The organism is Klebsiella sp. C283, from assembly GCF_048822555.1.
Taxonomy (GTDB): domain Bacteria; phylum Pseudomonadota; class Gammaproteobacteria; order Enterobacterales; family Enterobacteriaceae; genus Klebsiella; species Klebsiella quasipneumoniae.
Map to the genome: position 1 here is coordinate 339,467 of NZ_JBMEZS010000003.1, position 23,876 is coordinate 363,342.

The window sequence follows — 23,876 nt, forward strand, 5'->3', positions numbered from 1 at the left end:
TACGCAGGCGGAATTTATAAAATGAGCATTGCAAGATAGCGCATTCTACACTATCTAAATAATTTGTAATAATTGTTGCAGGGTAGACGACAGGATCCCTCATGAGCCAGGTTGTTTCAGCGATTTCGCAAAAAGAAACTGATAAATCAACGGCCTGGCGTTACTCTCAGGCCGGGGATCGCGACCTGCGTATCGACTTTATGCGCGGTATTGCCCTCGTGATGATGGTGGTGGCGCATACCGAAGTGATGTCGATATTTAATATTTTCAGCTGGGAACGATTTGGTTTGACCACCGGTGCCGAGGGCTTTGTGATCCTGTCCGGCTTCATGTTAGGGATGCTAAATCGTGTCAGATTACAAAAGGCAGTATTACTGACGGTGAGCTGGGGGCTTTATCTTCGCGCCTGGAAAATATATCAGGTTAATATTATTATTATTGTCTCTTTTCTTTTGCTGAGATATTTGCCATATATTAATGTCTATGAAGTCACTCATTTTACCGACCGCTTTTCCGGGACCAGTTGGTCGCTTTATCCGCTAACCCCACAAATAAAAGAGACGTGGTTTAACATTATCCTCTATCTGCAGATTGGCCCTCATCAGACGCAGATCCTCGGTCTCTATATTTTTTTGTTATTGCTCAGCCCGCTGTTTCTCGGCATGCTGCAGAAGGGTCACGTCTGCCCATTACTGGGCTTCTCGCTGCTGATCTACGGCTGCTGGCAACGCTGGCCGGTACGGGTGACGCCCTGCGAATTTGAATTCGCCTTTCCCCTGTTGGCCTGGCAATTTATCTTTGTGCTGGGAATGTGCTGCGGCTGGTACAAAGCGGAACTGATCTCTTTCGCCCGCACGCCGCCCGGCAAAGTCGCCGTCGCGGCGCTGGTGTGCATCGCGCTTATCCTTGCGTTTGTCGCCCAGAATCATACCAATCCTTTTATGCCGCCCGCGCTGCTGATGCATGTGATCCCACCGGCGGAATTTAACGCCTTTTACCATACCTGGGCCGCGAAAAACGGCCTCGGGCCGGTACGGATCCTCAATGATATCAGTCTGATGGTCACTATTTATCTGCTATTGACCTGGTGCTGGCGCCCCCTGAACTGGCTGGCAGGCTGGCTCCTGATCCCGCTCGGGCAGCGTTCGCTCTACACCTTTATTTTGCATGTTTACATCGTGCTCGCCGTAAGCCAACTGGTCACTTTCGATCTGTGGCGCCAGGCGTGGATAGTGAACACCTTGATCCATGCCGCCGCGCTGGGCGTACTGTGGCTGATGGCCAAATACCGCGTCGCCGCACGCTGGATACCTAACTAAGGAAGGGCAAATGCGGGAGAAATATATGCTGGCCTGCGCGCTATGGTGCACCATCGCAGGTGCCGAAGGAGCAGAGAAGAACGACGCACAACCGCTGCGTGATAAAAATGGTGAACCGGTGCAGGCCGGCGTGTTTACCAGCCGCTGGGGACGACTTTTTTCCGGGAATGACAAGGTGTTTTCTGGAGCGCTGAGCTTTAGTTCGGGTTTAAAAGAGCAGTGGATGACCGTCCCCAACAGCTCAGACAGCGCAGAACAGAAGAAAAAATATAATCAGACGCTGAACCTCAGCCTGCAATACTCGCCTTACAGCTTCTGGTTCGCCAACGTGACATCCCGTTTACCGGTGACCGATACCAGCCGCTATACCGCCGATTTTCGCTATAGTTTTGGCTACGACGACTGGCATGCCAACACCGTCAGCCTGGTTTACAGTAACTATGGCGATAACCACTTCTGGACCTCGGGCAGCAAGCGTCACACCTATTTTGAGCAGGGGGCGATTACCCTGGCGTATAAATTTTCGCTGCCGAAACCCATGGAGCATGCGCTATTGATTAACAAAGGCGATGCCATTATCTGCCAGGTAGGCTACAGCTGGGTGCCGCGCTATTACGACCTGGAGAGCGATGACATCCGTAAAAACAAAAACGTGCTGCTCGGCGGTTGCGGATATACCTTTAAGCAGCATTTTTTTGTGCGCGCTACCGCGTTCTGGTATCCGGACAGTAGCCAGCAGCAGCCGTGGAATGGCGACTACAGTTACAGTTTCGGTTACGCGGGCTATACGCCAGGATCGTTCTCTGTGCAATATGCCAACTATGCCGGTACCCGCTATCCGGGGCACGGCAGCGGCAGCGGCAAGTTTCGTGAAGGCACGATCAGCCTTATCTGGTTCTTGCCGATTTAGGAGGCGCGATGTCGGCACAGCACGTCCTGATTGTTGAAGATTCGCTGGTTTATCGTCGGCTGCTAAGCCGGATGTTGACGCAGTGGGGCTATATCGTCAGTGAGGCGGAAAACGGCGTCGCCGCGCTGGCGATCCTCGAAAACCAGCCCGTCAGCCTGGTGATAAGCGACTGGGAGATGCCAGAGATGAATGGCCTGACGCTGTGCCGGGAAGTTCGCCGTCGCCAGTTTGGTCACTACGTTTATCTGATATTGCTTACCGCCCGCGAAGACCCTGGCGATTTAACGCAGGGGTTTGAGGCCGGGGCCGATGATTTTCTCAGCAAACCGGTAGAGCAGAGCGAACTGCGGGCGCGGCTGCACGCCGGGTCGCGGATCCTCTCCCTTGAGGCTGACCTCGCCGCGCGCAATGCGCGGCTGAGCGAAGCGCTGCGACAGATTGAACAGGATCTGGAGCTGGCGGCACGCATTCAGCAGTCGGTTCTCCCGGCTCATCAGCTGCGTCATCAGGGATTTTTCTCCGATTGGATTTTCCTGCCCTCGGCCTGGGTGTCGGGGGATATTTTTAACGTCTTCCCGTTGGGCGATCGGCTCGGATTTTACTGCGTGGATGTCTCCGGGCACGGCGTGGGGGCGGCGATGATGTCGCTCGCCGTCGCCCGCCAGTTTCTGCATGGCAGGGCCGTTGAGCGCTTTCTTTTTACGGCAGACAACCAGCCGGCGTCGCCTGCCGAGGTGGTGGCGATCCTTAATGGTCGTTTTTGCAGTGACGAAACAGAGATTGTCAGCTATTTCACCCTGATCTATGGCGTCATCGACCTGAAGACCGGCGCGGGCAAACTCTGTCAGGCCGGGCATCCCACGCCTTTTATCGTGAGCCCGGACGCAGCCGTCCGTCCGGTCGGCAGCGGCGGGGCGCCGGTGGGGTTGATAGACCATCTCTCGTGGGCAGATGTCAGTTTCTCACTGGCGCCGGGAGAGCGGCTGTGCCTGTTCAGCGACGGCATCACCGAATGTGAAAGCCGGAGCGGTGAACAGTTTGGCGAGGCGCGTTTACAAGCGTGGCTGCAGGACAGCGTGACGCAGCCGCTGCCCGCGCTTCTGCCGCGGTTTGCCCGGCACCTGATCCGCTGGCGCAGTGGCGACGCGCACGAGACTCAGGCGATGGCCGATGATGTTTCACTCTTGATTATTGAACGAACAGGGGACAGTGATGAAAATTGAAACCGAACGGCAGGCCTCGGTGACGATCCTGACGCCGGCGGTGCGTCGGCTGGATGCGTCCGTCGCGGTAGCCTTTAAAGCGGCAATCGCCCAGGAGATAGGCGAAGATCGCACCGATCTGATTGTTGATTTCAGTAAAATCGATTTTATCGACAGCAGCGGTTTAGGAACGCTGGTTTCCCTGATGAAAATGATGAATGGTAAAGGAGAAATGACACTGTGCGCGCTGAACCCCGGCATCCGCAATATGTTTACCCTGACCAGGATGGATCGTATTTTTCGTATTTGCGAGGATCGCACTTCAGCCCTTGCGCAGTTCAATCCGTGATGCGCCCGTGAATAACGTCATGCTGTTTCCTGCCCAACTCAGCTCGCTTTCACCGCTGGCGGCGTGGCTGACTCAACAATTGGCGCCGCTGCCCGTCGGGGAGGAGTGGCGCTTCGCGCTCGATCTTGCCGCCTGTGAGACGGCCGCCAATATCATTCGCTATGCGCTGCATGAGGATCGGCAACGCGTTTTTCGTGTCGAATTTATCGCGGCGGAGGACCGGGTGACGCTGCGCTTTATTGATGCAGGAGAGGGCTTTCCGGCCGAGCGCCTGGCGCTGGCGCGTAGCGATGAGCGCTTCGATGTCGATCCGTTAGCGGAAAGCGGCAGAGGTTTGCGGCTCATTCTGCGCGCGGTGGACTATTTTAATGTGGAAAGCCGCGCCGGGGAGAATGTGACGACCCTGATAAAAGCGTTGCCGGATGCCGGCCTTCGCCATTCCACCAACGGTGCGTCAGGTGAAGGACCAGAGGTTGCCCCCAGGTGAATCACCGGGGGGATTTTCCCGCCCGCGTTCACCAGCTTCATCGTCTTATGGCTGTGCCTGAGCGGTGGACAGCGCGCCCAGGTGATAAGGGCGAATAGTATCTAAGGTCATCATGGCCGATTTGCAGAAAATGCATTTCGCACCAAAGGGATTTTTTTCCGTCACGTCAAACTGGGACGTTCTGTACTGGGAGCCATGGCAGCATGGGCATCTAAAATGGATATGTTCAATCATAATGTAAACCTTGTATGGGTAATGTTCTGTTGAAAAGACAATGGTCGTTTTCAGGGAAATTAACGCGGCTGATTTTTGTTAGTGGTAAGCCGGGTATTGGGTCAGACGGAGGGCTTTTTTAACGAGCCAACAGGGGTCTGACAGGGCCTGTTTACAGAAAAAGCAAAATACTAACGGGACTGCTCAAAGGAAGGTGGTATCAGGGATAACGCCTGGAGATGAGAACACGTGCTTCGATAATAATTTTTCGTCTGGTAAATCGACTTAATGATTAACGCACGAGCCGCAAATAATAGCAAACGTTATTTTAGCCTTCCGGATGCCTGCTGCGCCAGGGGCGCCTTCATCAGCGCCGTCACCCAGTCGATAAATACCTGTACCCGGGCAGAGAGCTGCCGGCTGCTGGGATAGAGCAGGGAGAGCGGCAGCGGCGCAGGGCGAAAATCAGCCAGCACCTCCGTTAACCCACCGGATGCCAGATCGGCCTCAAGGCGGGACAAGGGTGCCTGATACAGGCCAAAGCCCAGCCTGGCCGCTTCGGCGCCGACGTCGGCATCGGAAGTCAGCAGGCGACAGGGCAAACTGACCTCGGTCTGGCGGCCATCCAGGGTAAAACTGAGCGGCAAGGTACGGTGCGTGCGCGATGAAACAAAACCGATCGTCACGTGTCCCGCCAGCTCGTCAATCGTATGCGGGGTACCGTACCGGGCGAGGTAGGCCGGGCTGGCGCAGGTGATCTCCTGCAGCATGGCGAGCGGCCGGCAAATCATCTCGCTATCGGGAAGATGGCCGCCGCGAATGACGCAATCTACCCCTTCGCGGACCAGATCGACGTCGCGCTCGCTTTCGCCAATCTGCAAGGTAATGGCCGGATAGCGGGCGAGAAACTGCGGTAGCGCGGGCAGCAGCAGGGTTCGCGCCAGATTGCCCGCCACGTCCACCCGGAGGGTGCCGGAGATGCTCCCTCCGGCGCTGCGGTTGGCCTCCTCCAGGGCCGCCAGGATGGAGACGCAGCGCTGATAATACAGCGAGCCCTCCGCCGTCGGCTGCACGTGCCGGGTGGTGCGCTGCAGCAGGCGCGCCCCAAGGCTGGCCTCCAGCGCCTTAATGGCTGCGGTCGCCACCGGCCGGGAAAAACCCAGATCCGTGGCGGCAGCGCTGAACGAACCCCGTTCGACGATACGCACGAACAGGGTCAGGGTATCCAGTTTATCCATGACATTGTTCCAGCTGGCAAAACAATCCTGTCGCACCATGCGGTCTTATCGTCGGCATTCAGAGGCCTATAATCGCTCATGTTTTCAGCAGAGATAAAAGGGGAAAACATGAACAATAGCGCAAAAATCGCCCTGGTGACAGGCGGCAGCCGTGGCCTGGGCCGCGCGACCGTTGAAGCGCTGGCTCAGCGCGGCGTGAATGTGGTATTGACCTACAACGCGCATTTCGCCGAGGCGACCGATGTGGTCGCGTGGGTTGAAGCCCAGGGCTCGCGGGCGATCGCGCTGCCCTTCAGCGCCGGCGAAACCGACACCTTTGACGGGTTTGTCAGCACCTTTCAGGCGGCCCTGGCGGAGCTGGGGGCCGATCGGTTTCATTACCTGGTCAATAATGCCGGCAATGCCAGCGGCATGGGGTTTCTGAACGCTACCGAAGCGGAGCTCGATGCGCTTTATCGCATCCATGTGAAGGGTGTTTTTTTCCTCAGCCAAAAATTATTGCCGCTGCTGGCCGATGGCGGGCGAATTGTGAATATCTCGTCCGGACTGACCCGTATCGTGATGGCGAATCGGGCGCCCTATGCAGTCATGAAGTCTGCGGTGGAAACCCTGACCCGTTATATGGCGTTTGAGCTGGGCGGCCGCGGGATCACGGTGAACTGCGTGGCGCCGGGCGCCATCGCCACGGATTTCAGCGGCGGGGTGGTGCGGGATAACCCGCAGGTGGCTCAGGCGGTGGCGAACATGACGGCGCTTGGCCGACCGGGGGTGCCAGAGGATATCGGGCCGATGATCGCCTCGCTGTTATCCGATGATCATCGCTGGGTTAATGCCCAGCGCATTGAAGTTTCCGGGGGAATGCGCATCTGAGGCGAGGAGACAATCCGGCCAGCATTTCGCTGAGCTAAATCAGGTTCGGCGGCAGCGGAAACGGTCGTTCGAAAACCGCCGGGCCGGTAACAAAGAGAGCGCCAGCGCGGCGATAGTCGTTCACTTAGTCAGAGAAAATGCGTTACTCCGCCAGCAGGGCGGCGAATTTCGCCAGCCACTGCGGGTGTGCCGGCCAGGCGGGGGCGGTGACCAGATTGCCGTCAACATGCGCCTGATCGATACCGATATCGGCATAATGCCCGCCGCTCAGGCGCACCTCCGGGGCGCAGGCCGGATAGGCGCTGCAGGTCCGCCCCTGCAGAATCCCGGCGGCGGCCAGCAGCTGTGGCCCGTGACAGACGGCGGCGATAGGTTTACGCGCGGCGTCGAACGCCTGGACCAGTTTAATGACCTGTTCGTTCAGACGCAGATACTCTGGCGCGCGGCCGCCGGGGATCAGTAGCGCGTCGTAATCCTCAGCCTTCACCGCGGCAAAATCGGCGTTCAGAGTGAAGCGGTGCCCCGGCTTTTCGCTGTAGGTCTGGGCTCCGTCAAAATCATGGATCGCCGTCATCACATAGTCGCCGGCGGCTTTATCCGGGCAGACGGCATCGACCTGGTGGCCAATCATCTGCAGTGCCTGAAAAGGGACCATCGTTTCGTAATCTTCGGCGTAATCGCCGACCAGCATCAGGATCTTCTTGCTCATTATTTTTACTCGTTGTGGGAGAAAGGTGTCATAGATATAGCCTGGCGATCCGCAGAATGCGACCTCCTCAGGAGGCCGATGACGGTGGCGTGCGCATCTTGTAACCGGGTTCATATTTTTTTGGTAACGACAACTTTTTTCGCCATCGCGCTGTGGTCAGTCGCCCAGAAAAATAGGCTCTTCAGCCACTGACGACTGTCTGCGGAGGAACATATCGCTGGGTCCGCGGTCATTCCTCGCCACGTTCGCTGGCCGGTTAGCGCAAACCAGTTGCTGGGAAAAAGGTTGCTCTTGAATGTTTTGCCGCGCGGGTGACGATAAATTGCGTTGCGAGGGGATGATTTAATTCCAGGTGCTGTTATCGCTATGTTTATTCTTATATTTTTCTTTGGTGCGTAATTTATTTTGATTATTGTTTTAGGTTTTGTATTTATTTATTAAATATTTATCCTGGCGCTAAGAAAAAATAAAATCATTCACCTTGTGAGTATATTCAATAAATCTTCTTGTTAAGTTGATCGATAATCTATTTCTGTTTTATTATCCTCAGGCTTTTACCGTCAACTCTTCAATAATTATTCCCTGAGGAAAGGAACTGCTATGGCTGATACGTTCCAGAATGAAGTGCCTAAGGCTCGAATTAATCTCAAATTATCTCTCCACACCGGCGGCGTGCAAAAAAAGGTTGAGCTGCCATTAAAGCTACTTACCATTGGCGATTTTAGTCACGGTAAAGAAAACCGGCCATTATCGGAAAGAGAAAAAATTAACGTCAATAAAAATAACTTTAACAGCGTACTTTCGGAATTTAGCCCGGAGGTGAATCTCTCGGTGCCGAATACGCTGGCTGGCAATGGCGAAGAGGAGAACGTCAGGCTGCGTTTTACCGATATCAACGATTTTGAACCGGAGCAGATTGCCCGGCAAATTCCACAACTCCGCGCCATGCTGGCGATGCGTAATTTATTACGCGATCTCAAATCCAATCTGCTCGATAACGCCACTTTCAGAAAAGAGCTCGAGGCAATTCTGAAAGATCCGGCGCTGTCACAGGAATTACGCGACGAAATGAGTGCGCTTGCTCCGAAATAATGGCGGGGCAAGTCTGTTAATGGAATAACCGGGAAAATGCTAATGTCTGTTACCACAGAAAACAGCCCTGTTCAGGGGCAAACCGCGCTGCAGGAAAACACGGCGAGCGAGGGCGTTTACGCGTCGCTGTTTGAAAAAATCAATCTCGCCCCAGCCGCTCGCCTCGGGGACATCAACGACTTTCTGGACGATGCCGCGCTCTCCGAGGCGCCGGCGGCGGAGCGTCTGACCGCGGCGATGCAGGTGTTTATGGAGCGCATCCGCCAGTCCGGCCAGCGGGTGGAAAAGCTCGATAAAACGCTGATTGACCACCATATCGCTGAACTGGATTTCCAGATAAGCCGCCAGCTGGACGCAGTGATGCACCATCCGGAGTTTCAGCAGGTCGAATCCCTGTGGCGCGGCCTCAAACAGCTGGTGGACAACACCGACTACCGCCAGAACGTGAAAACGGAGATCCTCGACGTCTCGAAGGACGATCTGCGTCAGGACTTTGAGGATGCGCCGGAGCTGATTCAGAGCGGCCTTTACTGGCACACCTACACCGCGGAGTACGACACCCCCGGCGGCGAGCCGATCGGCTCGCTGATCTCGGCCTATGAGTTCGATGCCAGCGCGCAGGACGTGGCGCTGTTGCGCAATATCTCCCGGGTTTCCGCTGCCGCCCACATGCCGTTTATCGGCGCCGTCGGCCCGGCTTTCTTCCTGAAAGAGACCATGGAAGAGGTCGCCGCCATCAAAGATATCGGTAACTACTTCGAACGTGCGGAATATATTCGCTGGAAAGCGTTTCGGGAAACCGACGACGCCCGCTACATCGGCCTGGTGATGCCGCGCGTGCTGGGTCGTCTGCCGTATGGTCCGGACACCGTGCCGGTGCGCAGCTTCAACTATGTCGAGCAGGTGAAGGGGCCGGACCACGAAAAGTATCTCTGGACCAGCGCGGCGTTCTCTTTCGCCTCCAATATGGTGAAGAGCTTTGTCAATAACGGCTGGTGCGTGCAGATCCGCGGCCCGCAGGCCGGCGGCGCGGTGAAAGATCTGCCCATCCATCTGTACGATCTGGGCACCGGCAATCAGGTGAAGATCCCTTCCGAGGTGATGATCCCGGAAACGCGGGAGTTTGAATTCGCCAGCCTGGGCTTCATTCCCCTGTCGTACTACAAAAATCGCGATTACGCCTGCTTCTTCTCGGCCAACTCCGCGCAAAAACCGGCGCTGTACGATACCGCCGACGCTACCGCCAACAGCCGCATCAACGCGCGTCTGCCTTATATCTTCCTGCTGTCGCGCATCGCGCACTACCTGAAGATGATCCAGCGCGAGAATATCGGCACCACCAAGGACCGGCGCCTGCTGGAGCTGGAGCTGAACACCTGGGTGCGGAGCCTGGTCACTGAAATGACCGATCCGGGCGACGAGCTGCAGGCCTCCCATCCGCTGCGCGATGCCAGCGTGGTGGTGGAAGATATCGAGGACAACCCGGGCTTCTTCCGCGTGAAGCTGTACGCCGTGCCGCACTTCCAGGTCGAGGGGCTGGACGTCAATCTGTCGCTGGTCAGCCAGATGCCGAAGGCGAAGGCGTAGGGTCGGACGATGATGAAAACCGAACGTCCGTTATGGGGCCGGGGCATTATGGTGTCGCCCCAGCATTTTCAACAGCAGGCTGCGTATGCCGCCTGGGCTGCGGAAGCGATTGCCCGGATGGGCCTCAACCACCCCTGGGGAGTGGTTGAGGCGACCTTCGAACCAGAGATGCTCAAACTGGGACGCCTGCAGGCTCACAGGCTGCAGGTCCGGTTCCAGGATGGCACGATGATTGATACGGACAATGCCGATGCGCTGCCGCCGGCTTTGTCGCTGGAGGGCGAATCCCGCACGGGATTGGTGATGCTGGCGCTGCCTCTGATGAAGGCCAATGGCGGCAACTGCCTGAAGCCTGATGATGTGGCCGACAGGCCGGTGCGCTTCCGGCAGCGCTGGCGCGATGTCCGCAACCAGTTCGGGGATGATACCCGGCAGATTGCCGTCATGCAGCCGGAGCTGTCCCTCCGTTTCGCCCATCAGGATAACAGCGATTACCTGACCTGTCCGGTGGTACGCCTGCTGCGGGATTCGCAGGGGGCCTGGCTCATCGACGAGACGTTTCTCCCGCCGCTGCTGCAGATTCAGGGCAGCCGCTGGCTGGCGACGCAGCTTGAACTGCTGCTTACTCAGCTCCGGGCTCGTCTGACGCGCCTGATGGCCATGCGTCGCGAGAGCAATGAACGGATGGCTGATTTTGCCGTGGCCGATGTCTCTCTGTTCTGGTTGCTGAACGCGCTGAACAGCGCTGAGCCGGTGCTGGGTTATTTTCTGCGTTACCGGCAAAGCCCGCCGGAACGCCTCTATCCGGAGCTGGCGCGCCTGGCTGGCAGCCTGCTGACCTTTTCGCTGACCCATCAGGCGAATGCCGTCCCGATCTATCAACATGACCAGCTGAACGCGGTTTTTCCGCCGCTGTTTGATTTACTCAGCGACCTGCTGGAGGCGAGCCTGCCGTCGCGGGTGGTAGCGATTGCCCTGGAGCATGATGCCCGGCTGCACTTCTGGCAGGCGCGTCTGCACGATGCCCGGCTGCGGGAAGGGGCGGATTACTATCTGTCGGTTCGTTCGTCGGTACCGGTCGCTCAGCTGCAGGAACAGTTTCCGCGGCAGTGCAAAGTGGGCAGTCCGGATCATGTCAAAGCCATCGTCAACTCCTCGCGGACAGGGGTGCCCCTGGCGCCATTGCGTCATGTGCCGGCGGCGATCCCGCTGCGTCTGGAAAACCAGTATTTCAGCCTCGATGTGTCCCATCCTCTGGCGACGGAAATGCTGCAGAGCGGTACCTGTATGTTCTACGTCCCGGGGATGCTTGGCGAGCCAGAACTTGAACTTTTTGCGGTGCTACGAACGTGAATGAACGTCAACGCGGCAACGCCGCGTCCATTGATATCGATGCGCTGCTGCAAAACACCTGGCTGCAGGTTATCAGCCTGCGCCATGGCCCGCAGTTCCGCGATGAGGAGGGGTACACGCTTTGGCAGCGCTGTATTGCTGATGTCGAGCGCGTGCAAACTGAGCTGAAGGCGAGCGGGCTTGATGACGTCAGCTGTCAGCATATTCTCACCGCCCAGTGCGCGCTGCTCGATGAAGTCGTGAAAGGGCGCGGCGTGGAGGATGATGCCTGCCTGCAGTGGTATGACATTCCGCTGCAGGGGCATTTTCTCGGCACCATGGACGCCGGCGACACCCTGTGCGAGCGGATGCGCAAGGTTCTGCATGATCCGACGCCCGACCTGGCTGTGGTCACCTGTTTTCAGCGGGTGATGCAGCTGGGTTTTGTTGGCAGCTTTCGCTCCCTCAACGACCCGGAGCGCCTGAAGCTGGTCAACGCGCTCAGTGAACATGTCCCGCCTTTCCGTTGTCCGCAGGGCGCTCCGGTGCTGATAGAGAGCCGCGCCGGACTGGGGATAAGCGGCTGGTTGGCCTCCTGGCCGGTACGTGCAGGGCTGAGCGTGGCTCTGTGGTGGGGATTGAACCACTGGCTCGATCATCTGCTGCTGACCCTGCTGCCGGGGGAGGGGAAATGAGCCCCGCCCAGCAGCGCGGGCTGGCGCTGTGGGCAGGTTTGCTGAGCGCGCTGGTGTGCCTGCTATTTTTGCCGGTTCCTCGCTGGGGGGCGTGGCTCATTCTGCTGGTCACGCTGGCCCTGATTATCGCGATCTTGCGTATTGCCCGTCGTGGTGCCGAACGTCAGGTCACGTCAACCCTGCACGAACTTCCGGCGATCGCTTATCGCCAGCCGGTAGTCCTCGTTTGCGGCGATTTGCCGTGTGTCTGGCCGCAGCCGTCCCCGGTGCGGGTCGTCAAACAGGGCTGCTGGATCCGGGTGGAAAAGATGGAGGAGCTGCCGCAGGTTGCGCGCCAGATATTAAGCCAGCGACCGGAGTGGGGGCCTCAGCTGTCGGTGCTGCTCTGCGTCTGCCCGCAGCGGCACGCGCAAAGCGACGCGCTGACCAGCGCCCTGCTGGCCCTGCGCTGGCAACTCAGCCAATTGCGGCAGCAGACGGGGTATGCCGTACCGCTGGCGCTGCAGGGGCAGGTGGGCAGCGCGATGAGCCCTAGTCTGCTCTGGCAGGCGGCGATCCCGGGTGAGGCGGTGAAAGTCTGGCAGCCCTCCTGCGCCCCCTGTTCTGTGTCGACCTGGTTGAGCGTCGGCGGTGCGGCGGCGCTGCAGCAGCAGGTGTTAATGAACAGCCTGATGGGCTGGTTCGCACGGCACGTCCTTGCCGTGTTAACGGAGAAGAATGCCGACCTGCCACCCCTGACCCCAGCGGCCGTACTTTGGGGGATCGGACCCACCCATGCCGGGAGCCTGGCGTCGTCGGCATGGACGAGGTGGTTATCCCGGCATACCGGCCTGACGCGGGTAGCTGGCTGGCAGCCAGGCGAGACCGACACCCCGGATGCGTCATCCTTGCCGGATTTCATCCTGTCGCAGTTACCGGCGGGACGGGGGCTCACGCCATGGGGCAGGGCCGGGCGCGCGGCGCTCGCTATTTTCACTCTTGCGGCTGTCGCCGCGCTGCTCAGCAGTGGCTGGAACAATCGACAACTGCTGCAGCGCGTGGGCGTTGATATTGCCCGTTATGAGCGGATCGCGATGAATGATTATGGGGCAAAAGCCAGCGCCGTTAGGGTGCTGCGTGAAGATGCCGCGCTGCTGGATAGCTGGGCGCGTAACGGCGTCCCGCTGCGCCTGAGTCTTGGCTTATATCGCGGGGAGCGGATTCGCCTGCCGTTGCTGGAGGCTATTCGCCGCTACGTGCCGCCGCCACCGCCCCCCAGGCCGGTGCAGCGCGTCGCGCAGCACGTCATCCGCCTTGACAGCATGTCGCTGTTCGATACCGGGAAATGGGTACTGAAACCCGGTTCGACAAAGCGGCTTGTCCACTCGCTGGTGGACATTAAGGCCAGGCCCGGGTGGCTGATCGTGGTGGCGGGCCACACCGACAGCGTCGGTGAGGAAAAAGCCAACCAGTTATTGTCGCTGAAACGCGCGGAATCGGTCCGCGACTGGATGCGCGATACCGGCGACGTGCCGGACAGCTGCTTTGCCGTTCAGGGCTATGGCGAAAGCCGCCCAATTGCAACAAACGACACGCCGGAAGGCCGGGCGCTGAACCGACGTGTCGAAATCAGTCTGGTGCCGCAGGTCGACGCCTGCCGGTTACCGGACAAACCCTCTGCGTCATCCCAGGATGATGGCGCTTCACTACACAATGGAGAGTAATTCCATGGCAATTCCTGTTTATCTTTGGCTGAAAGACGACGGCGGCGCGGACATTAAAGGGTCTGTCGACGTTCAGGATCGTGAAGGCAGTATCGAAGTGGTGGCCCAGGAGCATAACCTGTACATCCCGACCGATAACAACACCGGCAAACTGACCGGCACGCGGATCCATACGCCTTTCCTGTTCACCAAGGAGATCGACTCCTCCAGCCCCTACCTGTACAAGGCGGTGACCACCGGTCAGACCCTGAAATCCGCCGAGTTCAAGTGGTACCGGATCAACGATGCTGGCCAGGAAGTGGAGTATTTCAACACCACCCTTGAGAACGTCAAGGTGGTGAAAGTGAATCCCCTGATGCACGACATCAAAGACCCTGCCTACGAGAAGCACAACCATCTGGAACAGATCGAGCTGCGCTACGAGAAGATCATCTGGACCTATAAAGACGGCAACATCATTCATTCCGATAGCTGGAACGAACGCGCTACCGCGTAATTGCCCGTCATTCTTCGCGCCGGAGGCGCGTTGGCGGCGTTCGCTCACCCCGGTCGCATCGTTATCTATGCGACCGGGGAGTAAGGAGGGCCATCGCCTGATGCGGACAGCGTTTCTCTGTCCGCCGTTTTTTGCTGAATGCCTGAGATGCGGGTACTCAGCAAAGAAAAACACAATCTGCCTGCCTGACCCTGTGCGCTATGGGTTCCTGTTGGGGAACAGCGACGGGCGGTAGCGTGTCCGGAACCAATAAAGAGAGGATCTCATGGAAAATCCAGCCAGCCTGTTACGCCGTCTTAATCCCTGCTGTGCCCGCGCGATGGAGGGGGCGGCCTCGCTGTGCCAGTCCCGGGCGCAAGCTGAGATCCTGCCCGAGCACTGGCTGCTCAAGCTGCTGGAACAGGGGGAAGGCGATCTGACGGTGCTGGCGCGGCGCTACGAATGGGATATGGATGCGCTATGGCAGGATCTGCTTAGCTGGCTGGATAAACAGCCGCGCTCGGTACGTCATCGTCCTCAGCTATCTGGCGCTATCCTGAAGCTGATGCAGGAGGCCTGGCTGATTGCCTCGCTCAGCGGCGAAGCGCAGATCCGCAGTGTTCATCTGTTGATGGCGCTGGTAGCAAAACAGAATCTGATCCAGTGCGATGGCCTGTGGCCGCTGTTAACCCTGGGCCAGAGCCAGCTGGAACGCCTGCGCCCCCTGCTGGATACCCAGTCCGACGAACGTCCGCAAGCGCAGCAGGAGGCGGCGCTGGCGCAGCGTCATGGCGGGGACGTGGAGTTTGTGGGGCGTCCTGCGGACGGGGTACCGAACGCGGATGGGCCCAACCCGGCGCTGCAGAATGCCCTCGACAAATTTACTCTCGACGTCACTGCCAAAGCCAGAGACGGGCAGATTGACCCGGTGTTCGGACGTGATACGGAAATCCGCCAGATGGTGGATATTCTCTCCCGGCGTCGTAAAAACAACCCGATCCTCGTCGGTGAACCGGGCGTGGGCAAAACCGCCCTGGTGGAAGGCCTGGCGCTGCGCATTGCCGAAGGCAACGTCCCCGACGCGCTGAAGCCGGTGTCGGTGCGCACCCTCGACCTCGGATTGCTGCAGGCCGGCGCCGGGGTCAAAGGCGAGTTCGAGCAGCGGCTGAAAAATATCATTGAGGCGGTGCAGCAGTCGCCTGGGCCGGTGCTGCTGTTTATCGACGAGGCGCACACGATTATCGGCGCGGGCAATCAGGCAGGCGGGGCGGATGCCGCCAACCTGTTGAAGCCGGCGCTGGCCCGGGGGGAACTACGGACCATCGCCGCCACCACCTGGCGTGAATACAAGCAGTACTTCGAGCGCGATGCCGCGCTGGAGCGCCGCTTTCAGATGGTCAAGGTGGATGAGCCGGACGACGACACCGCCTGCCTGATGCTGCGCGGCCTGAAGCCCCGGTATGCCCACCACCACGGGGTGCATATCACGGATGACGCGGTGCGCGCCGCCGTGACGCTGTCACGACGCTATCTCACCGGCCGCCAGCTGCCGGACAAGGCGGTGGATTTACTCGACACCGCCTCCGCCCGCCTGCGCATGAGCCTTGATACCGTGCCAGAGCCGCTGACCCGCCTGAAGGCGCAGCTCACCGCGCTGGCGATGGAGAAGCAGGCGCTGCTGGAGGATATCGCGCTGGGCAACAGCGCCCGCGGCGAACGGCTGGCGTTCATTGAGCAGGAGGAGAACCGCCTTATCCTGGCGCTGGATACCCTCGAAACCCAATATGGTCAGGAGCTGCAGCTGACGGAGGCGCTGCGGGCTTGTCGTCGCGATATCTCCCGCCAGGGGGAAATCAACGACCTGCAAAACGCGCTTACTGCCGCCCAGCACGGCAATCCGCTGCTCGGGCTGGACGTCGACGTCCGCACCGTGGCGACGGTGATTGCCGACTGGACCGGCGTGCCGCTCTCCTCGCTGATGAAAGATGAGCAGACGGAGCTGCTGAGCCTGGAAGAGAGCCTCGGCAAACGGGTGGTTGGCCAGGAGGCGGCCCTGAGCGCTATTGCCCGGCGCCTGCGCGCCGCGAAAACCGGCCTGACGCCGGAGAACGGTCCGCAGGGGGTGTTCCTGCTGGTCGGGCCGAGCGGCACCGGCAAAACGGAAACGGCGATCGCCCTCGCCGATGCGCTGTTCGGCGGCGAGAAAGCGCTGATCACCATCAATCTCTCCGAGTACCAGGAACCGCACACCGTCAGCCAGCTGAAGGGTTCTCCGCCGGGCTACGTCGGCTACGGCCAGGGCGGGATCCTGACCGAGGCGGTGCGCAAACGCCCCTACAGCGTGGTGCTGCTCGATGAGGTGGAGAAGGCCCATCGCGATGTGATGAACCTGTTCTACCAGGTCTTCGATCGGGGGGTAATGCGCGACGGCGAGGGGCGTGAAATCGACTTCCGCAACACCGTGATCCTGATGACCGCCAACCTTGGCAGTGACCTGCTAATGCAGCTGCTGGATGAACAGCCTGAGGCCAGCGAATCAGACCTGCACGAGCTGCTGCGCCCGGTGCTGCGCGGCCACTTCCAGCCGGCGCTGCTGGCCCGCTTCCAGACGGTGATTTACCGTCCGCTGCCGGCGGCAGCGCTGCGCGCCATTGTCGGCATGAAGCTCGGGCAGGTGAGTCAGCGTCTGGCTTGCCATTACGGGATGACCGCCACCCTCAGCGAGAGCCTGTTCGACGCGCTGACCGAGGCCTGCCTGCTGCCGGACACCGGCGCCCGCAACGTCGACATTCTGCTCAATCAGCAGATCCTGCCGGCGCTGAGTCAGCAGCTATTGAGCCATATGGCGGCGGGGCATAAACCGAACCATGTGACGCTGGGGTATCACGAAGAAGAAGGCATCGTGATGGCGTTTGACGTGGGGGCAATCGCCGATGAGTAGCGTGAAATCGTTGTTGTTCAGCCACAACCACCATCTGCTTTCGGTGAAGGGATGTGAAGCCGGGCTTGATGTGCTGGCGTTTGAGGGCGATGAAGCCCTGAGCCAGCCGTTCCGCTATCGTATCGAATTCACCAGCGCAGACCATGCCATCAGCAAAGAGATGATGCTGATGAAGGCAGCCTCCCTGACGCTGCAGGCGCCGGTGGCTCAGGGCTTCGGCATCAATGTTCAGCAACCCGTGCGGGTGATCCAGGGCGTGGTGACGGGGTTCGAACGGCTCGGCACCTCCAGGGATGAAACGCACTACGCGCTGACCCTCCAGCCGCGCCTGGCGCTGCTTAACCGCTCGCACCAGAACGCCATTTATCAGGACCAGTCCGTTCCGCAGATTGTGGAAAAAATCCTCCGCGAGCGCCACGGCCTGCGCGGTCAGGATTTTCTGTTCTCGCTGACAAAAATGTATCCGCGCCGCGAGCAGGTGATGCAGTACGGTGAGGATGACCTGCGCTTTATCACCCGGCTGCTGGGTGAGGTGGGGATCTGGTTTCGCTTTACCGCCGATACGCGGCTGCACATCGACGTCGCGGAGTTCTGCGACAGTCAGCAGGGCTATGAGAAGGGGCTGACGTTACCTTCGGTCCCGCCGTCCGGGCAGCAGTCGGCCGGGGTGGACGCGGTGTGGGAGATGGCATGCCGCCACCGCGTCGTGGAGCAGCAGGTCAGTACCCGCGACTACAACTACCGCGAGGCGACGGCGGACATGAACGCGCAGGTGGATGTCACCCGCGGGGAGACCACTACCTTTGGTGAGGCTTACCACTGGGGAGATAACTACCTGACCGCCGGGAATGTCCATGACCGCCATCCGGCGCCGGAGACCGGGGCGTTTTACGCCCGGCTTCGCCATGAGCGTTATCTGAACGGCCAGACCCGGATGCAGGGCACCACCAGCTGCCCGACGCTCTGCCCGGGTCAGGTGCTGAAGGTGACCGGCGGAGAGGAGGTGGCTGGAGAGTTTGCTGATGGCGTGCTTATCACGGCGATGCACAGCCACGCCCGGCGCGATGCCGACTTTGCGGTGGAGTTTGCCGGCATACCGGACAGCCCGGACGTCGGCTACCGGCCCGAGCCCGGCGCGCGCCCGGTGATGGCCGGGACGCTGCCGGCCCGCGTAACCAGTACCCGGGAAAACGACACCTACGGGCATATCGACAAACACGGGCGCTACCGGGTGAATATGCTGTTTGACCGGGCGTGCTGGGAAACCGGGTTCGAGAGCCTGTGGGTCCGCCAGTCGCGGCCGTATGCCGGAGACACTTACGGCCTGCACCTGCCGCTGCTGGCGGGGACGGAGGTGGCGATTGGCTTTGAGGACGGTAACCCGGACCGGCCGTACATCGCCGGCGTGCTGCATGACTCGGCGCACGGCGACCACGTCACCATCCGCAATGACAAACGTAACGTCCTGCGCACCCCGGCCAACAACAAAATCCGCCTCGACGATGAGCGTGGGAAAGAGCATATCAAGGTGTCGACGGAGTATGGCGGCAAGAGCCAGCTGAATCTGGGGCACCTGGTGAACAGCGACAGGCAGCCGCGCGGCGAAGGCTTTGAGCTGAGAACCGACAGCTGGGGGGCCATCAGGGCGCAGAAGGGTATTTTTATCAGCGCGGACGGACAGGCGCAGGCCCAGGGGCAGGCGCTGGATATGGAGCCGGCGGTCAGTTTGTTGAAAGGCGCGCTGAATCAGATAACCGAATGGGGCAGTATTGCCCAGGTTCATCATAATTATTCACCGGACGCAGATTCACTGAGAGAGTTTGTTAACGGTGCCAGTAACCTGAAAGAAGCGGCTTTATTGATGGCTGCTCCCAGAGGGGTTGCTTCTGTTACCCCTGATATTGCGCTAATGCACAGTGGTAAAGGCCTCTACCTGCAAAGTCTGGGAGAGGTCAATATTGCAACCGCGCAGCGCCACTCAGTAAACGCCAGTAAAGCGATTTCGCTACTTTCACAACAGGAAGGGATCCGGCTGGTCTCGGCGAAAGGACCACTTGAAGTAGAATCACACGCTGACACACTCTCCCTTACGTCACTGAAAGACGTCACGGTTCAGTCAACACAAGGTCACCTGCAGCTAACGGCAAAAAACGGGATCACTATTGCATGTGGCGGCGCTTACATCCAGTTGACACCTCAGGGAGAAATTAAGGTTCATGGCCCTGGACTGTTAAGCCTTAAAGGGCAGCACAACATGGAAGGACCTGCGAGCCAGGATTTCCCGTTGCCTGAACTACCATCATCGGTCTGCAAAGATTGTCTGAAACGGGCACAGGAAATCGCTCAGGGTTTTGTTCCAAGGGAGATGTAAAAGATGGATTTCGTTTCTCCGTGGATGGACAAAATCAGAACAACCTGCCAGCGTGCCGAGATAGACCATGTTGATGTGATAATCGATCAGTGTGCTGTTAATTTCTCTGTCCTGCCCGCACTTACTACTTTCAGTAACCCTATGATGTGGCAGTCGCTATATCAAGGGTTACCTGAGGATATGTATCCTGAGGATGCGCCTGTGCTGGTTCGGGTGGATCTATCGGACGCTGAACATGTTCAGTGGCTACATAACCTTGCAGCAGAAATGATGGAATCGGCTCCCCTGCTGATATGCGGTTCTTGCTGGTCGTTTGAACAGCTTGCTGATTGGCTCAGGGATTGTGTTGATGCGCAACATGAAGGTCGGGAGGGGATTTTCCGTTTCTGGGATACCCGTATTTTTCCTTTCTTATTCAGCCACATTCTTGATGCTGAGCAGCAAAAGCAACTGCTGATACCGGTCTTATTCTGGACATGGCTCGATTGTGACTATCAGTCTTCCATTCGGTTGGGGAGTGGTGAAATCCCGGAATCTGACAAGTCCGTGGTGCAAATCGAATTTACCGATAGCCAGTTTGAGAAACTCATGTGTGTCAGTGATACGAGCCAGTTTCTGAGATACGAGAGTGTGCCAGAAGGGATGTTTACTAACCGGCAAGCCGAATTTACAGCCTGTTATGAGGCGATGCTGACCGCAACAGAGCAGAGAATTGTTTTTGATGATAAGCGCAATGACTGGGTTATGGCGCAGGTTATTTCAAATAACTCTGTTACCTGATTAATCCCTCACAAGGAGTGTTAAATGAAATCTCCCTTTCTCTTTTTAGTTGCAGAGATATTTCTGTTAACGGGCTGTAATCAGCCTGCTGAATCAGATTCAGTCAGCGGCGGTGGTGGAACCATCGAGGCCATTAACCATACCCACTGGGCCATCAACCACTATAGTTTCAACGGGCAGTCCGGTGTCGATATTATCGGCCCGTGGCAGGGAGGAGGCGGTGCGGGTTGCTTTGGTGTGCCTCCAAAATGGGAACCGGGAATGACGGTAAAAATTGAGTGGGAAACAGGAGAAGCTTCAACAGATGGCTTTCCAGGATACGATCATTGGGATGAGTATCTTGAATGGGAAAAAAATAAAAGCAAGTTATGTAGAGCACAGTGCAATAGTGCCTGTTCCTGATTATAACGGCCAAAAAACCTGTGGCATCAAAATACACTTCCTTCCGTGCGACAAGATAAAAGTGACAACCAGTTGTTACGATTACGGTAATCCGAATTACCCGATTAAGGATCCGATTAAGATGGAGGAGCCTGAAGTATGTCCAAAATAAATTCAGGGCTGCCAGGGCATGGTTAGCTCCTTTTGACACATGGCTGGGATAGGAACCTGTAATCTCTCATTATCCCCTAAGCAAAGGAATGTTAAATGAAATCTCCCTTTCTCTTTTTAGTTGCAGAGATATTTCTGTTAACGGGCTGTAATCAGCCTGCTGAATCTGATTCAGTCAGCGGCGGTGGCGGAACCATTGAAGCTATCAACCATACCCACTGGGCCATCAACCACTTTAGTGTCAACGGGCAGTCCGGTGTCGATATTATCGGCCCGTGGCAGGGAGGAGGCGGTGCTGGTTACTTTGGTGTGCCTCCAAAATGGGAACCGGGAATGACGGTAAAAATTGAGTGGGAAACAGGAGAAGCTTCAACAGATGGCTTTCCAGGATACGATCATTGGGATGAGTATCTTGAATGGAAAAAAAAATAAAAGCAAGTCATAAAGAACACATTGCAGTAGTACCGGTTCCTGACTATAACGGCCAAAAAACCTGTGGCATCAAAATACACTTCCTTCCGTGCGACAAGGTAAAAGTTGCAACCAGTTGTTACGATTACGGCAATCCGAACTACCCGATTAAGGATCCGATTAAGATGGAGGAGCCTGAAGTATGTCCAAAATGAACCCAGACTTAACATGGTATCCACCTCACTTTCCAATACAAGGGCGTTTACCAACAGATACAGCAGCAACGAAGCGAAACTGTAAACAGCAGGACAGCCATGAGCTGGCATACCGGAATGAGCTCTGTCACGCTGCGGGTAAAATCGTAGAGCCGCCTTGCTGTAAAACTCTGCATATCAGTTTATTTTTTGATGGTACAGGAAATAACTTAAATAACGATCTGTATATTGCCAGTCCTAAGCATACAACAAATATTGCTCGTTTGTTTCGTGCAACTATCGGTCAGGGTTATGCTGGTGGGGTTCAGGGACATACTGAAGAGTTGGTTGATTTAGCAGGAACGTCAGGCAACAAATATTATAAATATTATATCCCTGGGGTTGGCACACCTTTTCCAGAAGTTAATGACCTTGATTATAGTACGCCAGGCCTGGCTTTTGCGACCTACGGTGAAGAACGCGTCAACTGGGGGCTGCTACGGATTATTGACGCACTCAGAAGAACATCGGGTTTAACCGAGATTTCTGATGCCGAGTGTTATGCCGCCGTCAACCGAATGACATCATATCTGGGATCGGACGGGCCAGACAGGCGTTATACCGTGTTTAATGAACTTTTAAAGGCCGCGGATCTTGCACCTAAACTGAAGCAGGCAGTTATACAGCCAGAACCCGGAAAACCGAAGTTATTAGGCATTAAATTATATATCTATGGTTTCTCCCGCGGTGCAGCAAGTGCGCGAACATTTGTGAACTGGCTATCCGAGTTGCTGCCGGGGGGCAGGAGAAAGGGAAGTAAACCTGAGCTTTGTCTGAGGTCGGGTGACGTAAAAATCCCCTTAAGTATTGAATTTCTTGGCCTGCTCGACACTGTGGCATCCGTTGGCATTGCAAATATCGCGCCATTCGCAGAAGGGCATATGGGCTGGGCTGATGACACCATGGAATTACCGGATAATGGGCTGATCAAAAAATGCACTCACCTCGTTTCATCCCACGAACAAAGACTTTGTTTCCCGCTGGATTCAATCTGCCGCAGCGACGGAACTTACCCAAGTTATGCTACGGAAGTGGTTTATCCTGGAATGCACTCCGATATTGGTGGGGGGTATCCTCCGGGAGATCAGGGAAAGGCTGTTGGAGATGATGATGGTAATTTATTATCGCAAATTGTTTTGCATGATATGTATATTTCTGCATTTAATGCAGGAGCGCCTTTGAAAGTAAAAAGAGAATCATTACCGAATGATTTACGAAAAGACACATGGAGGATGTTGGGTGCAGATCAATTACTTGAATTTGAAGTTTCACCTGATTTAAGTTCACGATTCAATGCTTGGCGAGAGCTTGCTCTTAATTTATCTTCAGATAATGCTGAAGCATCTACTGATGCGTTCCAATATAACCCCATTCGTGCAAGTTCAAATGTCATTACAGCTCTAGAAAATCAACACGGCTGGATTACGGCATGGCGTATCGGGCGATATGTAAACGGCGCTTATAAATCTCAAGGATTTTACAAATCTTCAGGTGCCGAGTGGCAAAATAAAGACTCTGACCCGGCCACTCTGGCTGCATCTAAGGCTGAGCAAGAACGGAAACAAAAAGAGGTGGATGATGCGCGCCTGAGAGCAATCGTGGATAATAGGTTCAAAAATAAAAAATTCATACCATTACCTCCAGGGCCAAAAAATTTTGACCCAGCTATCGCTCAGGTTCAGCTAAGACAGGCGGCAGAAGAATTCAATGCCGATTATCATTCTAAGCCACGCCCTGTTACGGGGAACTGGAAATATACGGTGTCTCAGCAATTATCTAATGTGATGTATGCCTTCAGTGAGAATGATTTCTCTGTTGAGTATGAACGCATCAAAAGTTCAGGTGACAGTTTATTTTACAAACTGTTTCCTAAACAATCTGCTGGAGAACCCGCTCAAACGCCAGACAGTCTGGTCAGATCATTATTTGACGATCAGGTTCATGACTCACGTGCCTGGTTTATGCACGCTACCTTTGGTGACAGAGAACCCTGGGGAAGTTACTTCCTTTATCGGATGATTTTTTTTGGTGAGTTGATGAGTAAAAATGTCTCATTGATCGCTAAATATGGCCGGTTTGTTGAAGGTCAACTTAAATCAGCGATAAAAGGAGCCAGTCTCACTTTTGACAATACGACTATCAACAGTAATATTTCGAATGAAATTACATCTGGTATTAAACAAGTGATTTCTATCACCCCTACTTCGGCAAGTGCGCCTGAAATTATTAATGCAGAATCTATTATTCAACCTGCAATGACAAATGGAATTGCGCCATTGGGTAGCCAGACACGTAAAGCCCTGGATGCTGCGAAACTCGCCGAAACCAAGGCTGATATTCTTAAAATATGGTGATGGTTCGTTATTCCTTCTGTTTAATTTAATTA

At 56.6% G+C, this 23,876-nt stretch carries 19 protein-coding genes and 2 pseudogenes; 18 read left to right on the forward strand and 3 right to left on the reverse strand.

Annotated features, from left to right (window positions below; genetic code table 11):
• Nucleotides 1–101: 101 nt before the first annotated feature.
• Genes opgC through ACOI7Z_RS07385 form a run of 5 tightly spaced genes read left to right on the forward strand, consistent with a single transcriptional unit; the run spans nt 102 to nt 4,267 of the window.
• Complete coding sequence (gene opgC / locus ACOI7Z_RS07365) at nt 102–1,319, forward strand: OpgC domain-containing protein (RefSeq protein ID WP_087849817.1); 1,218 nt, start codon at nt 102–104, stop codon at nt 1,317–1,319.
• A gap of 10 nt (nt 1,320–1,329) precedes the next feature.
• Entirely contained in the window at nt 1,330–2,229 is a 900-nt protein-coding gene (locus ACOI7Z_RS07370; protein ID WP_087849818.1) for a hypothetical protein, read from the forward strand.
• An 8-nt stretch (nt 2,230–2,237) separates the two neighbouring features.
• Nucleotides 2,238–3,452, forward strand: coding sequence for a PP2C family protein-serine/threonine phosphatase (locus ACOI7Z_RS07375; RefSeq protein WP_087849819.1), 1,215 nt, complete (start codon nt 2,238–2,240; stop codon nt 3,450–3,452).
• The gene (locus ACOI7Z_RS07380) at nt 3,442–3,780 is read left to right on the forward strand and encodes an STAS domain-containing protein (RefSeq protein WP_023289382.1); all 339 of its coding nucleotides are present in this window, start codon (nt 3,442–3,444) and stop codon (nt 3,778–3,780) included. Before ACOI7Z_RS07375 ends, ACOI7Z_RS07380 begins: the two co-directional genes overlap by 11 nt.
• A 19-nt stretch (nt 3,781–3,799) precedes the next feature.
• On the forward strand, nt 3,800–4,267 hold the full coding sequence (locus ACOI7Z_RS07385) for an ATP-binding protein (RefSeq protein WP_087849820.1): 468 nt from the start codon (nt 3,800–3,802) through the stop codon (nt 4,265–4,267).
• Nucleotides 4,268–4,312: 45 nt separating this feature from the next.
• On the opposite strand, the gene ACOI7Z_RS07390 is transcribed toward ACOI7Z_RS07385, so the two are convergent.
• Complete coding sequence (locus ACOI7Z_RS07390) at nt 4,313–4,501, reverse strand: hypothetical protein (RefSeq protein WP_023289384.1); 189 nt, start codon at nt 4,499–4,501, stop codon at nt 4,313–4,315.
• Nucleotides 4,502–4,803: 302 nt separating this feature from the next.
• Nucleotides 4,804–5,718 (reverse strand): LysR family transcriptional regulator, encoded by a 915-nt coding sequence (locus tag ACOI7Z_RS07395; RefSeq protein WP_087849821.1) that lies wholly within the window; start codon nt 5,716–5,718, stop codon nt 4,804–4,806.
• A 108-nt stretch (nt 5,719–5,826) separates the two neighbouring features.
• Between ACOI7Z_RS07395 and ACOI7Z_RS07400 the strand changes: the two genes are divergently transcribed.
• Nucleotides 5,827–6,588 carry an SDR family NAD(P)-dependent oxidoreductase gene (locus tag ACOI7Z_RS07400; RefSeq protein WP_032452582.1) on the forward strand — a complete coding sequence of 254 codons (762 nt, stop codon included), beginning with the start codon at nt 5,827–5,829 and terminating at the stop codon, nt 6,586–6,588.
• A gap of 142 nt (nt 6,589–6,730) precedes the next feature.
• Here ACOI7Z_RS07400 and ACOI7Z_RS07405 read toward each other — a convergent pair whose 3' ends face one another.
• Complete coding sequence (locus ACOI7Z_RS07405) at nt 6,731–7,297, reverse strand: DJ-1/PfpI family protein (RefSeq protein ID WP_023289387.1); 567 nt, start codon at nt 7,295–7,297, stop codon at nt 6,731–6,733.
• 600 nt (nt 7,298–7,897) lie between these two features.
• Between ACOI7Z_RS07405 and tssB the strand changes: the two genes are divergently transcribed.
• The 12 genes and pseudogenes from tssB to ACOI7Z_RS07465 all read left to right on the forward strand — a co-directional run bounded on the left by tssB (nt 7,898) and on the right by ACOI7Z_RS07465 (nt 23,844).
• A complete protein-coding gene (gene tssB / locus ACOI7Z_RS07410; RefSeq protein ID WP_023289388.1) occupies nt 7,898–8,389 on the forward strand; it encodes a type VI secretion system contractile sheath small subunit in 492 nt (163 codons plus the stop codon).
• 42 nt (nt 8,390–8,431) lie between these two features.
• On the forward strand, nt 8,432–9,976 hold the full coding sequence (gene tssC / locus ACOI7Z_RS07415) for a type VI secretion system contractile sheath large subunit (protein WP_044522514.1): 1,545 nt from the start codon (nt 8,432–8,434) through the stop codon (nt 9,974–9,976).
• Between the two features lie 9 nt (nt 9,977–9,985).
• Nucleotides 9,986–11,329 (forward strand): type VI secretion system baseplate subunit TssK, encoded by a 1,344-nt coding sequence (gene tssK / locus ACOI7Z_RS07420; RefSeq protein ID WP_170927869.1) that lies wholly within the window; start codon nt 9,986–9,988, stop codon nt 11,327–11,329.
• Nucleotides 11,326–12,003 carry a type VI secretion system protein TssL, short form gene (gene tssL, locus ACOI7Z_RS07425; protein ID WP_087849822.1) on the forward strand — a complete coding sequence of 226 codons (678 nt, stop codon included), beginning with the start codon at nt 11,326–11,328 and terminating at the stop codon, nt 12,001–12,003. Before tssK ends, tssL begins: the two co-directional genes overlap by 4 nt.
• On the forward strand, nt 12,000–13,706 hold the full coding sequence (locus tag ACOI7Z_RS07430; protein ID WP_087849823.1) for an OmpA family protein: 1,707 nt from the start codon (nt 12,000–12,002) through the stop codon (nt 13,704–13,706). The genes tssL and ACOI7Z_RS07430 overlap by 4 nt, the downstream gene beginning before the upstream one ends.
• A gap of 4 nt (nt 13,707–13,710) precedes the next feature.
• A complete protein-coding gene (gene hcp / locus ACOI7Z_RS07435) occupies nt 13,711–14,202 on the forward strand; it encodes a type VI secretion system effector Hcp (RefSeq protein WP_023289393.1) in 492 nt (163 codons plus the stop codon).
• 265 nt (nt 14,203–14,467) lie between these two features.
• Entirely contained in the window at nt 14,468–17,122 is a 2,655-nt protein-coding gene (gene tssH / locus ACOI7Z_RS07440; RefSeq protein ID WP_087849824.1) for a type VI secretion system ATPase TssH, read from the forward strand.
• Between the two features lies 1 nt (nt 17,123).
• Complete coding sequence (locus ACOI7Z_RS07445) at nt 17,124–19,493, forward strand: type VI secretion system Vgr family protein (protein WP_170927873.1); 2,370 nt, start codon at nt 17,124–17,126, stop codon at nt 19,491–19,493.
• Between the two features lie 3 nt (nt 19,494–19,496).
• Complete coding sequence (locus ACOI7Z_RS07450; protein ID WP_065882150.1) at nt 19,497–20,273, forward strand: DUF4123 domain-containing protein; 777 nt, start codon at nt 19,497–19,499, stop codon at nt 20,271–20,273.
• A gap of 24 nt (nt 20,274–20,297) precedes the next feature.
• Nucleotides 20,298–20,826, forward strand: a pseudogene (locus tag ACOI7Z_RS07455) (DUF3304 domain-containing protein).
• Nucleotides 20,827–20,921: 95 nt separating this feature from the next.
• Nucleotides 20,922–21,451: pseudogene (locus ACOI7Z_RS07460) on the forward strand (DUF3304 domain-containing protein).
• Nucleotides 21,439–23,844 (forward strand): T6SS phospholipase effector Tle1-like catalytic domain-containing protein, encoded by a 2,406-nt coding sequence (locus ACOI7Z_RS07465; protein ID WP_087849826.1) that lies wholly within the window; start codon nt 21,439–21,441, stop codon nt 23,842–23,844. Before ACOI7Z_RS07460 ends, ACOI7Z_RS07465 begins: the two are co-directional and overlap by 13 nt.
• Nucleotides 23,845–23,876 lie beyond the last annotated feature (32 nt).

What these genes read in the sequence shown, in the direction of transcription:
- ACOI7Z_RS07405 (WP_023289387.1), bottom strand. Translation starts at nt 7,297, where the DNA reads ATGAGCAAGAAGATCCTGATGCTGGTCGGCGATTACGCCGAAGATTAC.
- tssB (WP_023289388.1), top strand. Translation starts at nt 7,898, where the DNA reads ATGGCTGATACGTTCCAGAATGAAGTGCCTAAGGCTCGAATTAATCTC.
- ACOI7Z_RS07370 (WP_087849818.1), top strand. Translation starts at nt 1,330, where the DNA reads ATGCGGGAGAAATATATGCTGGCCTGCGCGCTATGGTGCACCATCGCA.
- hcp (WP_023289393.1), top strand. Translation starts at nt 13,711, where the DNA reads ATGGCAATTCCTGTTTATCTTTGGCTGAAAGACGACGGCGGCGCGGAC.
- ACOI7Z_RS07375 (WP_087849819.1), top strand. Translation starts at nt 2,238, where the DNA reads ATGTCGGCACAGCACGTCCTGATTGTTGAAGATTCGCTGGTTTATCGT.
- tssK (WP_170927869.1), top strand. Translation starts at nt 9,986, where the DNA reads ATGATGAAAACCGAACGTCCGTTATGGGGCCGGGGCATTATGGTGTCG.
- ACOI7Z_RS07450 (WP_065882150.1), top strand. Translation starts at nt 19,497, where the DNA reads ATGGATTTCGTTTCTCCGTGGATGGACAAAATCAGAACAACCTGCCAG.
- tssH (WP_087849824.1), top strand. Translation starts at nt 14,468, where the DNA reads ATGGAAAATCCAGCCAGCCTGTTACGCCGTCTTAATCCCTGCTGTGCC.
- opgC (WP_087849817.1), top strand. Translation starts at nt 102, where the DNA reads ATGAGCCAGGTTGTTTCAGCGATTTCGCAAAAAGAAACTGATAAATCA.
- tssC (WP_044522514.1), top strand. Translation starts at nt 8,432, where the DNA reads ATGTCTGTTACCACAGAAAACAGCCCTGTTCAGGGGCAAACCGCGCTG.
- ACOI7Z_RS07390 (WP_023289384.1), bottom strand. Translation starts at nt 4,501, where the DNA reads ATGATTGAACATATCCATTTTAGATGCCCATGCTGCCATGGCTCCCAG.
- ACOI7Z_RS07430 (WP_087849823.1), top strand. Translation starts at nt 12,000, where the DNA reads ATGAGCCCCGCCCAGCAGCGCGGGCTGGCGCTGTGGGCAGGTTTGCTG.
- ACOI7Z_RS07395 (WP_087849821.1), bottom strand. Translation starts at nt 5,718, where the DNA reads ATGGATAAACTGGATACCCTGACCCTGTTCGTGCGTATCGTCGAACGG.
- ACOI7Z_RS07380 (WP_023289382.1), top strand. Translation starts at nt 3,442, where the DNA reads ATGAAAATTGAAACCGAACGGCAGGCCTCGGTGACGATCCTGACGCCG.
- ACOI7Z_RS07400 (WP_032452582.1), top strand. Translation starts at nt 5,827, where the DNA reads ATGAACAATAGCGCAAAAATCGCCCTGGTGACAGGCGGCAGCCGTGGC.
- ACOI7Z_RS07465 (WP_087849826.1), top strand. Translation starts at nt 21,439, where the DNA reads ATGTCCAAAATGAACCCAGACTTAACATGGTATCCACCTCACTTTCCA.
- ACOI7Z_RS07385 (WP_087849820.1), top strand. Translation starts at nt 3,800, where the DNA reads ATGCTGTTTCCTGCCCAACTCAGCTCGCTTTCACCGCTGGCGGCGTGG.